A 15,051-nucleotide genomic window follows, 5' to 3' on the forward strand; every position below is an offset into this window, starting at 1 on the left:
GATGGTCGCAGCCGTGTCATTTCGCCGGCGGTTCGCACTGCTGCGGGGTGTCCGGGGAACGCAGTCTGCGCAGGAGCGAAATTCAGGGGGCTCGCAGTACTGCATCGACCTGGCGCTGTCAGGTCTGCAGCTGCTGCTCGGTGCGCTCGAGCCACCTCCGGTACCAGTGCGCGAAGTCGTATCCGGTCGGCTCGATCCCTCGGTCCGCCGGTCGGAGGTCCTCCCAGATGTCACCTCGGTGCGGGCCTGTCATGACCAGCAGTGACGCATAGCCGCATCCCTGCTCACTGAGATACACGGCCCCCGCCTCCTGGGCGTCATACAGCTCCTCGTAGCGCGCATCCCAAGCCGCGTGGGCACGACGGAACTCGTCGTCGGCCGCAAAGACGTCCGAGGTGGGCTCCTGCGCCTCCAGTGCCTCCAGCTCACTCCCCAACGCCTCGGCTACGAAGGGCCGTCCGGCGAGCTCAGCGGCGGTCGACTGCGCGGGGAAGACAAGCCCGGGTCCGAGCCACTGCCACCCAGTGCTGCCCAAGGTCGGCGTCATCAGGCCATAGTCAGGACCGGCTCCCCCGCCTCCGACGTGAAGAAGGAAGCTCCGATACTGCGCGGGAAGGTCGATGCCCAGGTCCGCCTCCAGCGCCCGGAGCTGCTCCTCACGCATGACCGGACCGAGGTGAAATCCGTGCCCTCGCGCCCCGAATATTCTCTCTGCCCCGGGGTGCTCAGCGAGCTGGAGCACCCGCTCGCGCACTCCCACCCATATGTCCTCGCTCATGGGCACACGCTAGTGAGCAGCGCGCGGGGTCAGGGCCCATCCGCTCGATCGTCACCTTGCCGGTGCTCTTGTCCCCTCTCCGGCGTACGACTTGGAGGGCCTGGCGGGCGTGGGGATGGTCGATGTGGGCGAACGCGGCGGTCTTCAGCCGACGGATTTCATCGCGGTGATGGGCCCGGGTGCGCTCGATGTGGTCCAGGCGGATGTCGCGCCAGGGAAGGCGGCGGACCCGCTCATGGAGTCCGGGGTGGTTCCGCTTGACGACAGCCAGGTAGTGAGCCCCGCGTTCGTGCAGGTAGGAGGCATGTTCGTGCTGGGTGTGCAGGGCGTCGGCGGTGATCACCGCGTCGGTCAGATCGATGCAGTCCAGGAGCGGGGCGAAGGCCGGGATCTCGTTGCTCTTGCCGTCGACCTGCCTTTGGGTCAGGACCTGTCCGCTGTGGGTCATTGCGGCGATCAGGGCGGTGGCGGGCTTGTGTCGGGTGCGGGAACCGCGGAGTGTCTTGCCGTCGACGGCGATGAGCCTGCGGCCGGCGGCCGGGGCCTGACGTTCCTGGAGGAAGCGTCCAATGGCCCGGTCCAGAGCGTCGCCGTCCACGGCGGCCAGGACGAGGCGGATGGTCGTGGCATAGGGCGGCCGGAACAGGCGGGTCAGCGGGTCGGGGCTGAACCCGAGCAGAGCCAGGACGCGCTGCGGCGCGTCGGCGACCCACTCACCGATCGCCGTGATCGAGCCAGCGCCGGACAGAACAGCGGCGGCCGCTGCGGCAAGCAGGGCCGTCCACGGGTGCCGGATGCCACGACGGGCCCGTGGATCAGGCACTTCGACCAGATAATTCCGCAGGTCAGCAACCGTTTCCAGCGGGGCTGGACCGGAGGAGTCCCCAGCGAGCGGGGCATCCGCTGGGGCGGCCGACCACTCCCATCAGCAGCGGCCTAACCACCGAACCGGTGGTTACTTGCGGTCACGGCCCCAAGTCGGCGCGGACGAGCCGGATTGCGGCTACTGGGTCCGCGGATCGAGTGACGGTCCGGCCCACGACGATGTGTGACGCACCGGCGGCGATGGCAGCACGCGGTGTCCCGGGTCGGGCGTGCTCGGATCGGGATTCACCGGGCAGCGTGACTCCCGGCGTGACGATCAGGGAGCTGGAACCCAGTACATCCCGAAGCTGCGCGGCTTCCTGCGGCGATGCGATCACGCCATGGCATCCAGCGCGGTTCGCCAGCCGGGCCAGGCGCAGCACCTGCTCCTCGGTCGAGGCGTTGACCCCGAGGTCAGCGAGATCGGAGCTGGTCATGCTGGTGACGACGGTCAGGGCCAGCACACGCAGGCGAGGAAAGTCGCGGGCCGCGGCGACAGCGGCGGCCATGATCTCGGTGCCACCCATGCCATGCACCGTCACCATTGACGCGCCCAGTGTCCCTGCCACGCGGACCGCGCCGGCAACGGAGTTCGGGATCTCGAAGAGTTTCAGGTCCAGGAACACCTCGTTGCCCTTGGCAACGAGGTACTTGATGAGATCAGGTCCCGCCGCTGTGAGCAGCTCCAGCCCGACCTTGTAGAAACGGCACTCATCACCCAGACGGTCGACGACCTCCTCAGCCGCTCGACGGCTGTCGAAATCCAAAGCAACGATGATCCGACTGGCTGACTCCACAGCGCCATTGTCACCCACCACGCCGATCGGCCCATGGCCGGGTTGCCCCGACACGGGAGTGTCCAATAGACGGCCCTGTCTCATATTCGGTGGTAACGGAGTGTCATATCTGTGCTGGTCGAACCGGTTGCCGGGAACTCTGCAGGTCGGTGAGTTGCCTGGCACTGCCGGCGTGGGGTTCGGCGATTGTCGAGCCTGGCTGCCCCGGCCCGATACCAACCAGCGAGGACGTGCACCAGAGCGCCCGCTGACCTGGAGATATCACCCATGGTGAAGCCGACAACAATCCGTTACCACCGGATGTGAGACAGAGCCGTTAACTGGACAGACCCGAACGAGAGTGTTGCGTGTGGCGGGATGTCAGCAGGAAGGGCGAACAACGGGTCTCGCTGCCGACACCGCGGGGCGGCCCAAGGCCCCTGCCTGCGCCGGTGTCCCGGTGCCCAGTACGAAGGCTCCGCTCAGCGGCACCCCGAACGCCGCGGGATCGACGGCCCGTCGTCTGCGTGTACTCGTCGACACGACGCTTCACCTGCTTTCATCCGGTCGGGTGCGCGCACAGGCGGCCGCTTGGCCGGGGCGACTGGATTCCCCGCCATGCGCGCGTCACCGATCATGCCGAGCCGGGCCGCGGCCGTGCTGGCGCTGGGTATCCGCTTGCTTGGCGCTCGGTCTCAGGGACGGGGCACGTCGCCGAGCGACCGCTGCCGGTGCTCGCGGGGCGACAGTCCGTACGCACGGCGGAAGGCGCGGGTGAAGTCGCCCGCGCCGGGAAAGCCCCAGCGGACGGCGACGGTGTGGATCGGGGTACCGCGCAGGGCGGGGTCCGCCAGGTCGCGGTGGGCCTGCTCCAGGCGGCGGGCGCGGATCCAGGCGGCGAGCGTCTCGCCCCCGGACTGTTCGGTGAAGACGCGGTGCAGATGGCTGAGGGAGATGTGGTGCGCGGCGGCGATCGTGGCCGGCTTCATTTCGGGGTCGTGCAAGTGCTGGCGGACGAACGCCCGGATGCGCTCGGCCAGCGCTCGCCGGCGGTTCTCCGCCGGCAGGGCGGACTCGTCGTCCAGAGCGTGGGAGAACCAGGCGGACACCAGGTCGAGCACGGTGGTGCCGAGCCGGGGCGCGTCGCACGGGCGCAGGACGTCGGCCTGCCGGCCCAGGCCGACGAGGAAGTCGGCCAACAGCGCGCCCGTGCCCTCCCGCGCCGAGAACCCGCGCCCGCTCATCTCCCGTATCCGCTGCGGCGGCAGGGGAATCAGTTCCCTGGGGAAGTCGACGCCGACGCCCGTGACGGCACGGCACTCGCCGGTGTCCGGTGCCCCCTCGTTGTGCGGCTGGTCAGGGAAGGAGGGCGAGCTGTCGAGGAAGTGGAGGTCACGTGGGCCCAGCGGCGTCGTCCGCCCGCCGTCGTACGTGAGCGTCATCCGTCCGTCGAGCAGGAGCGTGAGCTGACAGCGCTGCAGGTCGGACCGCCGAGCGGTGCGGGCTCTCCTCCAGAAGCGCGCGGGCGTGAACGACGCGTGCCACACGGTCACCGGACCCAGCTCCATGCGCCGTAACTCCGCCTCGGAGGCGGAGGCGTGGGCGCCGACGACGTCGGCCGAGCGGGCCTGGAACATCAACTCCCGCCAGCAGTCGAACCTGTCCTCCGGCATGTCCTCGCTCCGGAACACGGTTCCGATCATCGCAGTGGCCCTCCGTCTCCCCGCCGGGTTCGTAGCACCCCTTAGACGGCTCAAGCGGCGAGCGTTGTGACATGTGAGGCTGTCGCGAGCGTCACAGCGCCGGTCCGCATCGCCCGCAAGGGCATCGGTCCGGTGACCGACTCGGCCGGCGTCGCCGAGTCATCGAGCCCACCATCTCCTGGCTCACGGGCTACGGCCGGCTCAACCACCGCTGCGAGCGCCATCCCTGCAACCACCTGCAACGGCTTCTGTCAGGACCTCATAGAAGCTGGCCGTGCAGCGGCCTGGGAGGCCGAGTGCAAGGGCGTCGTCGAGAAGGTCGACGGCGGCCAGGGCCTTGTCCAGGCCGCCGATGGCGCGGGCTCGTCCGGGTGCCGGACAGGCCGTACCACGGCCGGACAACCCCGCGGTCACCTGCGGGTACGCCGTCAGGTACGCGAATCGCGCGCGAGGTTGTCGGGGCAGACCACAGCGGGGTTACGGGAGGGGCCATCGGATCGTGGCCTTGGTCGGGCCCCGGTGGTACGCGGTCTGGTCGGGGGCAGATGACGGCGTCGTGCGTACGCGTGGCGCCGGACGGCCGGCACCGCACCTACCAGCCCCGGCCTGCCGGCCGGCACCGCACCACCGCCGACGAGTTGGAGGAGCCCTGGCGGCGCCGCTACCCGCACTTTCCCAGGCTGCTGTTCATCCTCGACGGCACCGGCTCCGCAGGCGTCGAGAACCGCATCAGCGCCCTCCACGCCACCCGCAACCTGAACGTGGCCGACTTCCTGAGAGAAGTGCAGGCCATGCCCACCGCCATGACCGACCTCCTGCAGCACGGGCCGTCCGCGCCCGTATGACGGCCCGTCCTCGACCCCGACCACCGCATCAGCTGGCTGCAACCCCACAGCTGGGCCGATCTTCCGGGCCTCTCGCAGAGACCCCTCCATGAGGATGAGCGTCCGCGTCGGCCGTGAGGCTAAGGAACCGGGCGCGCGCCGACCACAGTCCAGCCCGGCCCCTCAACGCTGGCGAGCCCCTCCGGACGCCGGCCGCGCAACTCCGGTCCCAGCCCGCCCCAGGCCCCGCAGTACCGGCAACTCCGGTCCTGGAACCGCACGTCCACTCCCCCGGCGGAGGGATGCCAGGGCGCCGGGCCGGCTTCAACGTCTCCCGGGCACCCGTGGTCTGCGCCAGCCACACTCATGGTCTGACCCATGGTCGGGGTCCGGGCGAGCGTGGCTCTGACGCGATGGCCCCTCAAGGTCCCGCTCAACAGCCTCCGTCTTTGACGAACTTTCGGAGGTGGCGGGGTCAGCGGGCGGGCGGGACGAACTCGGGCTGGTCGAGCAGGCGCAGCCAGCTTCCGTCGGACTGGCGCCTGACGACCTGCGCCCGCGCGCCGGCCCCGTCCCTGGGCGGGGTCGAGGTGAGGGCGATGTCGCCGCTGATCAACGTCGGCAGTGGCTGTTCCGGCTCGAAGCGGGGACCGTTGGCCAGCACCTTCTCCCACAGCGCACGGATCGCATCCCGCCCCACCGTCAGCTCACCGGGCGGGTAGGCCATCACTGCGTCCTCTTCGTACAGCGCGGCGGCCCCGGCCGCGTCACCGGCATTGGATCGCTCGACGAACAAGCGGGTGATGTCCTCGGGCCGCATGGCCTTCTCGTACTCCGGCATGGATTCCTCCTGACGTCGGGCTCCGGTCACTTCTCAGCGTGATCGCCCGCCAATCAGAAGTCCAACAGATGGATCTTCTGCGAGCTAGAATTTTCAGGCATGGAACTGAGGCAGCTGGAATACTTCGTCGCAGTCGCCGAAGAGCAGAACTTCACCCGTGCGGCCGAGCGGGTGCACATCAGTCAGTCCGGCGTCAGCGCCCAGATCCGCCAGCTCGAACGGGAACTCGGTGCCGAACTGTTCGACCGGTCGGCCCGAACCGTCACCCTCACCGTCGCGGGGAAGGCCGCGCTCGAACACGCCCGCGCCGCACTCGCCGCAGCCGGGGCGGTCGGCCAGGCAGTGGACGAGGTGACCGGCCTGATCCGGGGCCGGCTCACCGTCGGGATGGTCATCGGCTGCACCCTCACCCCGCTCTTCGAAGCCCTCGCCGCATTTCACGAGGCGCATCCCGGTGTGGAGATCTCGCTGCTGGAGGACAGCTCCGACCGGCTCGCCGAAGGCGTACGTACCGGCGCCGTCGACCTGGCACTCGTCGGGACCGCAACGGCCGCCCCCGACGGGCTGGACGCGCTGACCATCATCAGCGAGCGGCTTGTCGCGGCAGTCCCGGGCGGGCACCCCTTGGCGAAACAGCGGCGGGTCACCCTACGCGACCTGATTGCCTACCCGATGGTGTGCATGCCACCCGGCACCGGCCTGCGCGCCGTATTCGACCAGGCTTGCGCCGCACAGAATCTCCAGCCCTCGATCGCGCTGCAAGCCAGCGCCGCGGATGCCGTTGCAGACCTCGCCGCCCGCGGGCTCGGCGTCGCCGTCCTCAGCAACTCGATGGCCGCGAGCTACCGCGACCGGCTCACCGTCCGCACCATCGATGATGTCGAAACACCAGCATTGCTCGCTCTGATCTGGAAGAGCGCACACAACCCCTCGGTACGCGAGCTGCTCGTGCACAGTCGGCAAGCCTTCACGGACTTTCCGGGGCTGCACCGGTAGAGGCCGGTCAGCGGCTTCACTCGAGCCCACGGGGCCGTCCCCCGGATGTGAGGCAACAGACCCTCGGGTTCCCGCCGAATGGCCTTCAGTTTGCGCGAACTCACGGAGCTCTCGGGGTCGGGAACCACGTTGAGGATGCAGCTTGTCGTCGCATGATGTGACACGGGGGTGGTTGGTCATGTGGTGGGCCGCAGGAAGCGGACGACGGCCTCCTTCTCCGCGTCGGCCTCTCTTTGAATCTGCGGGGGGGAGGGGCTCGAACGCGTCCACGGTGACGGGGCGTGTGCCGGAGGCGCGGTTCCAGGTGGCGATGGCCAGGCCGTCGGCGATGACGGTCGGCCGGATGACGCCGCCTCCCGGCCAGACGCGGGCCTGGTGGAGAGCGGGGACGGACAGCTCGCGGGTGCGGTAGCCGACCAGGTAGTTGTCGTAGGCGGGCAGCATGCGAACGTCCGGAGTGCCGGACGGGCCGGGGAGTTCCTCCGCCTGCCCGGCGAGTACGGTCAACGTGCCGTACTCGGTGATCGCGCCGGAGTGCGCCAGCATCTTCCAGGCTCTGCGGGCCCAGGTGAGGGGCAGCCCGGACCAGGTGGCGAAATCCTCCGGAGCGGCGGGGGCGTGCGCGGCGAGGTAACGGCGGGCCAGCTCGGCGAGAGCGTCGTCGCCCTCCCACCGCAAGCTTCCGGTGGTGGGCAGCCAGTCGTCGAGCAGGACGTACGTGGCCTCGCCGGCGCGCTGTGGGCCGTGGCAGAGGATGTCGGTGAGTGCTGCGTGGCGGATCAGGTGGAAAGGTGCCTGTCCGTCGGGCGGGATGCCGAGGGTGGTGAGGTGCTCGGTCAGCTCGGCCCTGTTGAGCGGGCCGTGCGCGGCAAGAACGCGCTGGATGAGACGGTCGGCGCGCCGGCGCAGATCGTCGTCCAGGCCCAGTTGCCGGTAGCGGCGGCCGGCTGCGGCGAGGATCCTCGGGGACAGCAGCTGTGACACCCAGCGGGCGTCGTCGCCGGGGACGGTGTGCAGGGTGCCGCGCAGGTACCAGTTGCGGACGATGCTGCGCTCGTCCTCGTAGGCCGTGCGGACGGCCTGGGCGGTGATGTCCCGGCCGCGTACCCGGATGCCCAGGTCGGCGGCCGTGGCCTCCTGGGCCTGGACGGCGAAGACCCGTCGGACGACCGCCTCGGCAGAGGTCTCCCGTGCTCCACCGGCCAGGGCCTGGGCGTGGGCCCGCAGTCTGCGGACGCTCCTCGGGTCAAGCATCGGGCTGTGCCTCTCGTCCAGAGCGGTCAGGTGACGGCCTTGTCGAGGATGCCGGCGAGTCCGGCGGGTGCCGGCAGCACCGGCCAGAGGCCGGTGGGGGGCCGAAGCGCCGCCACGGCGGCTGGTCAGGAAGGCCACCCCGGCATCCCGGAGTTCGCCAGCATAGGCGCCGTCCGTACGCCTTGCGCCCGGCCGGGACGGAAACCCGCCGTCGCCGGGGGCGCACTGCCCTGAGCACCGCTCGGTGCAGCACAGACGGTGCACCGAAGCGGACCGGGTAGCCCTGCCCGCGGCAGGTCCTCCGGCCACCGCGCAGCGCTCCGCGGATTCTCGGTGATCCCGGTGGCTTTGAGGTGCTGGGCGAACAGGCCGGGTACGTCGATGGTGTGCGGCTGACCGGGCCCGGGCGCCTGCTCCTCGCCCGCGACGCCGGCAGTCACGGCGTGGAGTTCCGTAAGGGGGTCACAGGCATCGCGGGCACCGGCCGCATCCCGCACCGTGCGGGTGGTCTGGAGCGCTTTTCCGGACCAAGGAGTGGATCACACGGGCCTGCCGTCGTTCTCGGTCCGCGGTTGGGCGCTGTCTCGTCCTGAGTGGAGAGGATTTCGCGTCGGCGGAGGGCCTGTTCGATTGCGGACGGAGCCGATGGCTTGGCACCGTTCGGGACATCGGCTCCGTCTGGATCGTGAACTGAGGAGGCACCCTCGTGGCTGTCATTCCGGAACGTCGTCTGGCTCTTCTTGGAGGCGGCTTCTCCACCGACGACGACGGTCTGCTGGACGACTGGGTGCTTGATCAGGTGCGTGCGCCTCGGCCCAAGGTGTGCTTCGTTCCGACAGCCAGTGGCGACGCCCCCGGCTACGTCGAGCAATTCCTTGCGGCATACCAGGCACGTTCCTGCGAGCCCAGTGTCTTGCGGCTGTTTCGGCGGGACCTCGATGACGACGACCTGCGAACGTTCCTGCTCTCTCAGGACGTCGTCTATGTGGGTGGGGGCAACACCGCGAACCTGCTGGCGGTCTGGCGTGCGCACGGCGTGGACCGGCTGCTGCGCGAGGCATTCGACCGCGGGACCCTGCTGTGCGGCATCAGTGCCGGCGCCAACTGCTGGGCCGAGGGCTCGCACACCGACTCCTTCGGGCCGCTGACTCACCTCTCGGACGGGCTGGGTGTGCTCTCCGGCTCGGTCTGCCCCCACTACGACAGTGAGCCGGGGCGTCGGTCGTCCTATCGGACGGCCGTGGCACACCACGCGCTTCCGGCCGGCTGGGCAGTGGAGGACGGCGTCGGTGCCCTTTTCACCGACGGTCAGTTGACGGACACGGTGACTCGCACGCCTCAGGCCCGGCTGTATCGGGTGGAGCCGGACGGGGACAGCGGAGTCAAGGAACAAGCTCTGCCATGTCGGCTGCTCGTCCCAGCGCATCAGCCCACTCCGCCCGTGTGAACCTTTTCAGCCGTCGCCGACAGCTCCGCCCCGTGCCCCCGGGCAGCCCGCAGGGCGACCGGCCTTGGCGCCGGAGCGCACCCTCACGCCTGCGGGCCGCGCGTACGGGCACCCGCGCCACGCACGGCACGCAGCGGAACCGCTCACGGAACTCCCTCTCGGTCAGCCGCGCCGCCGCCATGAAGACCCTCGCCCACGACGAGCAGGACATCAAGGTGATCACCTGCGGATACGCCGTCAGGTGCCCGGATCGCGGGGCGGGGTTGCCGGGCCGACCACGGCCGGGGCGTGGCAGAGGCCATCGGATCGCGGCCCTGGTCGGGCCCCGGTGGTACATGGTCTGGTCGGGGGCGGCTGACGGCGTCGTGCGTACGCGCGGTGTCGGACGGCCGGCACCGCACCGCACGAGAGGGCACGCCGATGCGAGACCTGGACGCGGGCGCGGGAGATCGGGTGACGGCGCATTACGGGAGAGCTGATGCCTGGCAAATGCCAACGGCGTACGCCTTCAGCAATTCTCGCGCCTCGGCGCCCGGCTGCCCAGGTGATCTGGCGCCCGATGGCACTGCCGGACGAGGCTGCCCGTCCTGAGGCGCCCGGCAAGACCGCCTCGGGCCCGGTCGGCCGGGGCCGTACAGGACGCGGATCGGGCGCTGCGTGTTCGGTGACCAGCCGGATTTCAGGGATGCGCTCGATGCCGGTCCGCTCGGCCGCCGGTTCACAGGGAAGAACTCCCGGCCTTCAGCGTGCGGTGAGAGCACCGGGTGCGGGGCCTCGGCGCCGAAGAGCGGCGTCCCGGGTCGCGCATGGCCGCGAACCCGGAACGCCGCAGGTCGGCGGCCTCCCAGAGGCCCGTCACAGGACGCGCCGGAGAACCGGAGCCGGGCCCGGCCGCCGCCACGGAGGGGACGGATTCCCCGGCATACATGCGCGCGGCCCGGTCGATGCATGTGGACGTTTCGCCTGCTCTTGATCTTTCGGCCGCATGCCGCCGCGCTGAGCACCTCATGCGTGGGCCGTGCCGGTGCGAGCGGTCAGGGAGGTCCGCTCGTCCCCTGACGCGAACCCGCAGCGAGGCATCCGGAGACCGCTTCCAAAGGCACATCACGAAGCGCTCGGCCCGGACACACCGTCAACACCAGAGAGGCTGCAAGCATGCACGAAGCAGGAAACCGGCCGGCAGACGCCAGGAAAGACGCCGCCGTGCCGGTGCCACGCAGGCGCAGGAGGGCGTACGGGCTGGGAGTGCTCGTCGCGGCGACGCTGCTGGGCGCATCGATGCCGCACAACGCCGCTGCGGCGACGCAGAACACGTCGGCGGAGGCCGTCCGGTGCGTCCAGGCCGGCAACGCGACGCTCAACCCACGGTTCTACTGGCGCAACGTCTTCGGGGCCCGGCTCGGTGAGGGGATCATCCACGAAGCGTCGTCGCCGAACCCGTTCGGAGGGAGTATCGCGCCGGGGTCGACGTTCACCTTCAGCTGGCGTCCGGAGACCACGCGCAACCCGATCGGGTCGCAGTACCACACCCACCGGGTCAATCTGGCGTCGATCATGGCAGTGGCCGGCGTGCAGTCGGTGACAGGGCCGGGAACCCTGAGCGGGACGACCCTCAGCGTCCGGGAGACGCCGCCGCAGAAGCTTGCGGCCACCCAGGTGACGTTCCTGATCAGGCCGGGAACGGAGGGCCGGACAGCCACTCTGTCGACGGCCGACCACAGCCTCACCACGCAGTGGCTGTTCGCCAGCATCAACAACATCTGGGAGAACACCGGAAGCATCTCCTTCGCCGTCCGCAGCCGTGTCGACCTCGGCTGCGAACCCCCTGCCGTCCTGTCGTGACGGGACGACAGCCACAGAGGTCCGGAAAAGAGTGAACCGACCAGCTCAGGCCGTCACCCACTCGCAAGCCGGCCCCCGCACGCCATGAGCCAGCGGCGCGTCCGGCCGACTCCACGGCCGGGCGCGTCGACGTTCTCAGCCGGATGACGTGCAGTTGCCGGTCGCGTGCCTGTTCCGCAGCCGCGACCGGTGGCAAGGGGGCTGCGGTCGGCGCGCTTCAGGGTGCCCTTGACCGTGATCGGCCTGCCCTTGGCGACCGGCTCGGGGCTCGCGTCGGCACCCCCGATGACGGAGGCACGCTCGCGAGCGCGGTGGCGGACGCGGCGAGAACGGTCGTCGCACGACGACCGGCCGAAAGTCTGCGCTTGCGCAGGATCATGTCCCGCCCCTGAATCTGTGCCTTGGACACCGGACGGTCATCCGCCCGGTGCGGGCGCTCCAAGCAGTGCCGGCAGATCGACGGCACCGGGGCCCGCATTCTGAAGCAACGGCCGCTCACGGCAGGCACAAAGCGGTTTCGTCGAGCGGGCGGCGCCCGTCGGCCGTTGCCGCGGACCGGCGCATCGCCCAACCGCCGTCGGTTCGGGTTCCCGGCGCCGACGGCCTTCGCGCAGACGCCTCGGTGCGACGTGCATCTTTTTCGCCGTCGCAAGGGCTGCCTCACACCGGATCCGAAGCGTCTTCGCCGGACCGGGAACAAGTCAGTCGGCCGCGTGCTCTCTGCTCGTCGGTCAGGGCAGCTGTGTCGACCGCGGTCCCGTGCGGCGTGCGAAGCGGAACACGGGACCGCTCGACCCCGCCGTCACATCCCAGCCGGGTGACCGGACCATAGATCGAGGGCGGGCAGACCCGCCTGCCCGACGGCGCGGAAGAGTGACCGGCGCACCCGGCCCTGCCGGCCTCTGCCCCGCTCGCCCCGCTCGCCCCGCTCGCGCAGCCGGCCCGGCGGACGGATGCCTTTCACTCCGCGCCGATCCGGAGCCTCGTGCCGTCAGCCTCACCGTGCAACCGGTCGGGCGCGTCAGCGGCGGGCCAGGTCATCGAGAGCGGCCGGCGGCGTCACCGCCCGGCCGTTCCGAAAATCTGGCCGGCCGTCTCGAAGCGGTGCGCCGTCGGCTTCAGCACTTCGTAGAGGTGGCCGAAGTACTCCGTCTCCGCCGTGCTGGTGAGCACCGCCAGCAGAAAGGCGAGGCATCCCATGTCATGGTGCTCCCACAGCGGGCCGCGCCCCTCGTTGTAGAGCACGGTCCACTCGTCGGGATGCCGGCCGGGCCGCACCAGCCAGTACAGGAACGCCCCCGAGCCCTCCTCGAACGCCCACGGAATGACCCGCGCGCCTGTCTCCTGCAGGCCGGCGGGCTTGTCCTCGAACTCCCACAGGACGGCCAGGATCTCGTCCCGTTCCTTCGCCTGCGCGTGCAGGTCGCAGGAGTCGTAGGCGGAGTCGGGGACGAGCAGCCAGACCGTCTCGTCGAAGATGCCGTCGCCGTATGTCTCGACGAGGCGCTTGTAGTCGGCGGGCAGAGCCGCACCGAGGGCGCGCTCGGCCTGGTCCCAGTCCACTGCGGGTGGCGGACCGGCGGGCGGCGGGCAGAGACGGGCGAGTGCATCGAGGTCGGCCATGGAGCGGAAGCTACCGGGAGACCGGCCGGCACCCGTGGGCGGGTCGGCGGACCAGACGAAGATCCGCAGCGGAGCCCGGTCAGGCACCGGCTTGCCGGCGTGAAGACCTCGGTGCACCGGGAGCCGCGTCTGCCGGACGGCCGATGAGTACGCACTCGGCCGGTGGGGCCTCCTGCAGCGCCCGGTCACGCCAGGACTCCCGACGACCGGTCACGGCGAACCCGAGGCTGCGGAGCCACGGCCTGCACACGGCCGGACCGGGCCATGAGAACCGGCACCGGAAGCAGCCGCTGCCCGGCGGGCCCCAGGCAGGCAGCGGGATGAGCGGACCGTCAGCGACCATGCCGTGCACACCCCTGACAAGCAGAGAGACCACACGCCGCCAAAACAGGTATCAGAACGAAGAAACAGCAGGTCAGAGGCTATTCAAGGGGTTTGCCCGAGAAGGCTCTCGGGTACACCATGGAAGTGACGGATCGTTAGCGACCGTGCCATACACACCCCGACAAGCCGGAGGCCCGTATGGCATCGCGACGAGTGAAGCGCCAGAACCCCGCCCCTTTCCTCGAACTGCACTGGGGTGGAGTGCACCTGGTCATCGAGAGAGTCCCCTACCCGTTGCTGGCCGTGATCGGCAGCGCAGCAGGCGCACTCGGGGGCGCCGCATGGATGGGCGGGCGATGACAGCCGGGGCTTGCCCAGTGTCAGCGCCCTTCGTCTTTCCGCTGCCCGAGTGCCAGTGGGTGAGACCGAAGCCTTGCGTCAGCGGCGGCAGAGTTCTCCGGTCCAGTTCCGCAACTGGCCCTCAAGGACGAGGCTGTCGCCGCGGGCCCCGGTCCGGAGCAGCTGCGCGCAGACGGCCGCTTCGGAGGCGAGGCCGGCAGGGCTGCCGAGGGCAGCAGGGAAGGCGGTGGGGACGCGAGCAGCGGGTCGGGCTGAAGCATGGCGTAGGCGTAGAGGGTGGCGGTGGATTCCGCCTGAATGCCAGGCAGGGTCTTCAACGGGCGAAGGAGTACAGCCTGTCGATTTCCCGGAAGCCCGCGGATTCGTAGAGAGCATGGGCTGCGGTGCGGTCCCGCTCGTCTCCGGGCGGAGCGTCGTCGTCGACGTACAGGATCACCTCTGCCGCGCCCATCCGGCTCAGCGTGTCCAGGGCTGTTCCCAGCAGGCCCCGGCCCGTTCCCCGGCCGCGTGCCACGGGTTCCACGCCGATCCACCGCAGCACTCCGATGCCTTGGACGGGGCTGTCGACGGTGGCATCGGCGACGGTCTCGCCGTGGTCGGTGACCAGGAGCCGCCGGCCGGTGGGGGTGGGGGTTTCGGTGACGTGGCGGTCGAGGCGGGGAAGGTCGTGGGCGGGGAGGGTGCGGTGCATGTAGCGCCACAGGGCCTCCCCTCTGAACCCGGCCTCGGTGAGTGCCTGATGGGTGGCCGGGCGGTGTCTTACCGGGAGGGCTTCGAGGCCGAGGGTGAGGGCGGTGGCGAAGTCGAAGGCGTCGAGGGGGCGGGGCCCGAGGTGGTGTACGGCGTGGTCGATCAGGGCGCGGGCGATCGTCCCGTTCTCGTGGCAATGCAGCCACAGGATCACGCCGTGGCCGTCCTTGGGCCGCGCCGCGCAGGAGATGACGCCGAGGACGGTGTCCGACGAGCCGACGGCCACGAACGTGGCGAGGCCATCGAGGTCGGACCACCAGTGGGCGTCGGTGGTGGAACAACCTTTGAGAGCGTCGTCGAGCATCGCGGGGGTTGCGGCAGGCTGACCGGTCATACGGTCGGCATTGATCAGATTCAGCACTGCCGTCCGGTCGGTCTTGGTGCAGGGGCGCAGGGCGAGGCCGGATGCAGGGATCACGCCGACGACCATGCACAGCATTCCCCTCCGGTGTCCAGCAACGACAGAGCTACCGGGTCTATTCGCAGTGCACCGGGCTTCAGCCCGGTGGTGAAGCGAATCTGAGAACTGCTCTGACCTCAGCTGTGCGCACGGATCCGCGCTGTCGGCCTCAGCCAGGATCAGAGCGGCCGGTTCTGCTGCTCGATGTACTGCTTCACGATGCTGAGCGGCGCGCCGCCGACGGACCCGGCGAAATACGAGCCGGACCA

General features: G+C 70.1%; 13 protein-coding genes and 1 pseudogene. 5 read left to right on the top strand and 9 right to left on the bottom strand.

Annotated features, from left to right (window positions below; translation table 11 throughout):
- Positions 1 to 118 precede the first annotated feature (118 nt).
- From ACIQGV_RS39700 to ACIQGV_RS39715, 4 genes are all read right to left on the bottom strand, one after another.
- Positions 119 to 778 carry an SMI1/KNR4 family protein gene (locus tag ACIQGV_RS39700; RefSeq protein WP_402504402.1) on the bottom strand — a complete coding sequence of 220 codons (660 nt, stop codon included), beginning with the start codon at positions 776 to 778 and terminating at the stop codon, positions 119 to 121.
- On the bottom strand, positions 726 to 1,601 hold the full coding sequence (locus ACIQGV_RS39705) for an ISAs1 family transposase (protein WP_402504404.1): 876 nt from the start codon (positions 1,599 to 1,601) through the stop codon (positions 726 to 728). Before ACIQGV_RS39705 ends, ACIQGV_RS39700 begins: the two co-directional genes overlap by 53 nt.
- Before the next feature lie 142 nt (positions 1,602 to 1,743).
- Complete coding sequence (pyrF, locus tag ACIQGV_RS39710; protein WP_402504406.1) at positions 1,744 to 2,439, bottom strand: orotidine-5'-phosphate decarboxylase; 696 nt, start codon at positions 2,437 to 2,439, stop codon at positions 1,744 to 1,746.
- 674 nt (positions 2,440 to 3,113) lie between these two features.
- Positions 3,114 to 4,121: a helix-turn-helix domain-containing protein gene (locus ACIQGV_RS39715; RefSeq protein ID WP_402504409.1), complete on the bottom strand. Its 1,008-nt coding sequence runs from the start codon at positions 4,119 to 4,121 to the stop codon at positions 3,114 to 3,116.
- A gap of 545 nt (positions 4,122 to 4,666) precedes the next feature.
- Between ACIQGV_RS39715 and ACIQGV_RS39720 the strand changes: the two genes are divergently transcribed.
- Complete coding sequence (locus tag ACIQGV_RS39720; RefSeq protein WP_402504411.1) at positions 4,667 to 4,966, top strand: hypothetical protein; 300 nt, start codon at positions 4,667 to 4,669, stop codon at positions 4,964 to 4,966.
- 454 nt (positions 4,967 to 5,420) lie between these two features.
- On the opposite strand, the gene ACIQGV_RS39725 is transcribed toward ACIQGV_RS39720, so the two are convergent.
- Positions 5,421 to 5,786, bottom strand: a complete 366-nt coding sequence (locus tag ACIQGV_RS39725; protein ID WP_402504414.1) for a YybH family protein — start codon at positions 5,784 to 5,786, stop codon at positions 5,421 to 5,423.
- Positions 5,787 to 5,885: 99 nt separating this feature from the next.
- Between ACIQGV_RS39725 and ACIQGV_RS39730 the strand changes: the two genes are divergently transcribed.
- Positions 5,886 to 6,782: a LysR family transcriptional regulator gene (locus ACIQGV_RS39730; RefSeq protein WP_402504417.1), complete on the top strand. Its 897-nt coding sequence runs from the start codon at positions 5,886 to 5,888 to the stop codon at positions 6,780 to 6,782.
- A 297-nt stretch (positions 6,783 to 7,079) separates the two neighbouring features.
- Here the strand turns inward: ACIQGV_RS39730 and ACIQGV_RS39735 are convergent.
- Positions 7,080 to 8,036 (bottom strand): annotated as a pseudogene (locus ACIQGV_RS39735) (winged helix DNA-binding domain-containing protein); the annotation flags it as partial.
- A 706-nt stretch (positions 8,037 to 8,742) separates the two neighbouring features.
- Here ACIQGV_RS39735 and ACIQGV_RS39740 point away from each other — a divergent pair.
- The gene (locus tag ACIQGV_RS39740) at positions 8,743 to 9,483 is read left to right on the top strand and encodes a Type 1 glutamine amidotransferase-like domain-containing protein (protein ID WP_402504419.1); all 741 of its coding nucleotides are present in this window, start codon (positions 8,743 to 8,745) and stop codon (positions 9,481 to 9,483) included.
- Positions 9,484 to 10,638: 1,155 nt separating this feature from the next.
- On the top strand, positions 10,639 to 11,325 hold the full coding sequence (locus ACIQGV_RS39745; RefSeq protein WP_402504421.1) for a hypothetical protein: 687 nt from the start codon (positions 10,639 to 10,641) through the stop codon (positions 11,323 to 11,325).
- Positions 11,326 to 12,384: 1,059 nt separating this feature from the next.
- Here ACIQGV_RS39745 and ACIQGV_RS39750 read toward each other — a convergent pair.
- Positions 12,385 to 12,948: a hypothetical protein gene (locus tag ACIQGV_RS39750; RefSeq protein ID WP_402504424.1), complete on the bottom strand. Its 564-nt coding sequence runs from the start codon at positions 12,946 to 12,948 to the stop codon at positions 12,385 to 12,387.
- A 522-nt stretch (positions 12,949 to 13,470) separates the two neighbouring features.
- On the opposite strand from ACIQGV_RS39750, the gene ACIQGV_RS39755 reads away from it, so the two are divergent.
- The gene (locus tag ACIQGV_RS39755) at positions 13,471 to 13,632 is read left to right on the top strand and encodes a hypothetical protein (RefSeq protein ID WP_402504426.1); all 162 of its coding nucleotides are present in this window, start codon (positions 13,471 to 13,473) and stop codon (positions 13,630 to 13,632) included.
- Between the two features lie 313 nt (positions 13,633 to 13,945).
- On the opposite strand, the gene ACIQGV_RS39760 is transcribed toward ACIQGV_RS39755, so the two are convergent.
- Together ACIQGV_RS39760 and ACIQGV_RS39765 are read right to left on the bottom strand one after the other, a co-directional pair.
- Positions 13,946 to 14,800: a GNAT family N-acetyltransferase gene (locus ACIQGV_RS39760; protein ID WP_402504429.1), complete on the bottom strand. Its 855-nt coding sequence runs from the start codon at positions 14,798 to 14,800 to the stop codon at positions 13,946 to 13,948.
- A gap of 161 nt (positions 14,801 to 14,961) precedes the next feature.
- Positions 14,962 to 15,051: transposase (locus ACIQGV_RS39765; protein ID WP_402504432.1), on the bottom strand; the 90-nt coding region annotated here is incomplete at its 5' end.

The organism is Streptomyces sp. NPDC093094 (assembly GCF_044754345.1).
Classification (GTDB): domain Bacteria; phylum Actinomycetota; class Actinomycetes; order Streptomycetales; family Streptomycetaceae; genus Streptomyces.